Below are 3105 nucleotides of genomic sequence, written 5' to 3' on the forward strand. Positions count from 1 at the left end.
GCCGCCCTGGTCGCCGCCGACGCCGCCATCAGCCTGCCCGACGGGCTCGAGGCCGCCGCCCGCTCGATCGACGAGGGCCGGGCCCGCGACACCCTCGACGCCTGGGTCGAGAGCTCGCGCCGCGCCGCCGCCGACGCCTAGTCCCGGTCAGTCCGGCTGGCCGGCCTCGAAGCCGACCGAGAACATGCGGTCGAGGTCGTGGCGGGAGTAGGTGCGGAAGGCGATCAGGGTGCGGGTCGAGGCGACGCCGTGGACCTTGCGGATGTGCTCGGTCACGGTGGCGGCCAGGTCGTCGTGGCCGCCGACCCGGACCACCGCGACCAGGTCCCAGTCGCCGGCCACCGAGTAGACCTCGCTGACCCCGTCGAGGTCGGCAAGGGCCTGGGCGGTCTCGGGGGTCTGGTCGACCTCGCAGGTGACGAGCACGATGGCGGTGACCAACTCCGAACCCTCCCACCTCGGCGAACAGAGCGGGACCGTAACAGCCCGACCACGGCCGGCGCAATCGGCCGTCAGGTGCGGGGCCGCAGCCACAGCGAGGCCGTGGTGGGCTGCATCGTCTGGTCGGCGACGGCCAGCAGCTCGGCCGAGAGGGTGTCCAGGTCGACCTGCCCGCGCAGCCGGGTGCTGAAGGCGGCGATGATGCGGGCGGCGTCATAGCGGTGGCGGTCGAAGCGGCGGTCGACCACGGCCTGGATGCGGCGGCGGGCCGGCTGGAACATCGCCGCCACGGCCAGGGTGGCCGCGGCCACGCCCAGGCTGGAGCCCTGGGGCAGCAGCCGCCCCAGCAGCAGCACCACCGTCGCGTAGCCCAGGCCGAGCAGGACGGTCAGGACCGTCCAGGCCAGGGTGCGGCTGAGGATCCGGTCCAGGTCGTACAGCCGGTAGCGCAGGATCGACGCTCCGGTCGCGATCGGCAGGCCGACCAGGTAGAGCACGCTCGCCCACTCCCACAGCGGCTGGGCCGCGCTCCCGATCATCGCCCAGGTGACCAGGATGACCGCGATCGCCAGGCCGGCTCCGGCGGCGGCCAGGGCCACCCAGCGAAGCTGCAGCCGCTCGATCCCGCGGGCGCGCCGGAAGCGCACCACCAGCGACCCGGCCGCGACGAGCAGGCCGAGGAGGGAGATGACCGAGGCCAGCCAGGCCACCGTCGCCAGCGGCCCGTCCTGGACGACGAGCGGGCGGGGCACCGCCGCGTACGGCGGGTCCAGCGGCTGGGTGCTGGTCAGCACCCCCACGACCGCCGCGGCCACGACCAGCCTGGCCCACCAGCGCCAGCGGGGCGAGGGCAACGACCCGGTGGGCGTCAGCAGCAGCACGAACCCGAGCACGGTCGTCAGCAGCACCCAGCTCTCGTCCACGTAGATGGCCGCCCAGCGGGCGCCGGGCAGGGACCCGGGTCGCGCCAGCAGCCCGTAGGCGGCGTAGGCGTCGGCGATCCCGAGCCCGATCACCGACAGCTCGAGCCCCAGCAGCAGCCACCCGACCGGATGCCGGGGGCGGCGGCTGACCACCACCGCCCCCACCGTGCCCGCGCTGACCATGGCCAGCACGTACGGCCAGGCGTCGCTCCCGAGCGACACCAGATCGGGCCGCCCGGCCCGCCGCAGCATCCCGTCCATCCAGGCCACGAGCAGCAGCCCGGCCAGCATCAGCGCCCAGAGGGTCCAGGCGAGCACCGCCCAGGACCGGGGTACCTGGCTTGTTCCGGGGTCGCCGGCGGGGGCGGGTCGGTTCCGCCGGCGGGTCGGTCTCATGCTCGGCACGCGCAGCCCTCCGCCTCCCGCGGTCCTGCCGCGGCGTTGGTGCGGCCACTGTTGCCGCCGGCCGTGACGGGTTCGTTACGGGGCGTCAGTCACCGACCCGCTCCAGGGCGATGGCCATGCCCTGGCCGCCGGAGATGCAGAGGGTGGCGAGGCCGCGGCGAACGCCCCGGTCCTGGAGCTGGTGGACGACGGTGCCGGCGATGCGGGCCCCGGTCATGCCGATCGGATGGCCGAGGGCGATGGCGCCGCCGTTGACGTTGGTCCGCTCCCAGTCGAACTTCAGCTCGCGGTCGCAGGCCAGCACCTGGGCGGCGAACGCCTCGTTGACCTCGACCACGTCGATCTCGGGGAGGGTCCAGCCGAGCTTGGCCAGCAGCTTCCGGGTGGCCGGGACCAGGCCCCAGCCCATGATGTGGGGGTCGACCCCGGCGCTGGCCCAGCCGGCGATCCTGGCCAGGGGGCGGATGCCCCGGGACCTGGCCGTCTCCTCGGCCATCACGACCAGGGCGGCGGCGCCGTCGCAGATCCCCGAGGAGTTGCCGGCGGTGACCGTGCCCGGGTCGCGGAACACCGGCTCCAGCCTGGCCAGGCCCTCCAGGGTGGTGTCCGGCCGCGGGTGCTCGTCGCGCTCGACGGTGATCGTGCGCCGCCGGGCGTCGAAGGTGTCGACCGGGACGACCTCCTCGGCGAAGCGGCCGGCCTCCCAGGCCTCGGACGCGCGGCGCTGCGACTGGAGGGCGAAGGCGTCCTGCTCCTCGCGGCTCACGGCGTGGCGCTCGGCCAGGTTCTCGGCCGTCTCGCCCATGACCTCGCCGGCCAGCGGGTCCAGGAAGCCGTCGGACCGCATCCCGTCCTCGATCACCGCCGGCCCCATCCGGTAGCCGCCGCGCATGCCCCGCAGCAGGTACGGGGTGCGGGTCATGTTCTCCATCCCGACGACCAGGGCGACGTCGATCTCGCCGAGCATGATGGAGCCGGCGGCGAGGGTGAGCGCCTTGGCGCTCGACCCGCAGGCCTTGTTGACGGTGTACGCGGGGACCGTCTCGGGCACGCCGGCCCGGACCGACACCTGCCGCGCCGGGTTGGGGCCGTTGCCGGCCTGGCGGCCGTGGCCGGCCACGGTCTCGTCGACCTCCCCCGGGTCGAGCCCGGCCGCGTCGAGGGCGGCCCGGGCCGCCGCGACGCCGAGGTCGACCGCTGGCACGTCGGCGAAGGCCCCGCCGAACCGCCCCATCGGGGTCCGCCTGGCGCCCACGACGACGACCGGACGCTGCTCCATGACTCCTCCCACGCCCACGCCGAGACCGGCTGCCAGTGTAGGTCCGGGCGGGCGCCG

Annotated in this window: 3 protein-coding genes; all 3 read right to left on the reverse strand. The window is 75.2% G+C overall.

The window, feature by feature from the left end; translation table 11 throughout:
- Positions 1–147: 147 nt before the first annotated feature.
- Positions 148–441, reverse strand: coding sequence for an Lrp/AsnC ligand binding domain-containing protein (locus VF468_09240; protein ID HEX5878490.1), 294 nt, complete (start codon positions 439–441; stop codon positions 148–150).
- Between the two features lie 71 nt (positions 442–512).
- Positions 513–1682 carry a hypothetical protein gene (locus tag VF468_09245; protein ID HEX5878491.1) on the reverse strand — a complete coding sequence of 390 codons (1170 nt, stop codon included), beginning with the start codon at positions 1680–1682 and terminating at the stop codon, positions 513–515.
- Between the two features lie 172 nt (positions 1683–1854).
- Entirely contained in the window at positions 1855–3048 is a 1194-nt protein-coding gene (locus VF468_09250) for a thiolase family protein (GenBank protein HEX5878492.1), read from the reverse strand.
- Positions 3049–3105 lie beyond the last annotated feature (57 nt).

The organism is Actinomycetota bacterium, assembly GCA_036280995.1.
Lineage (GTDB): Bacteria > Actinomycetota > CALGFH01 > CALGFH01 > CALGFH01 > CALGFH01.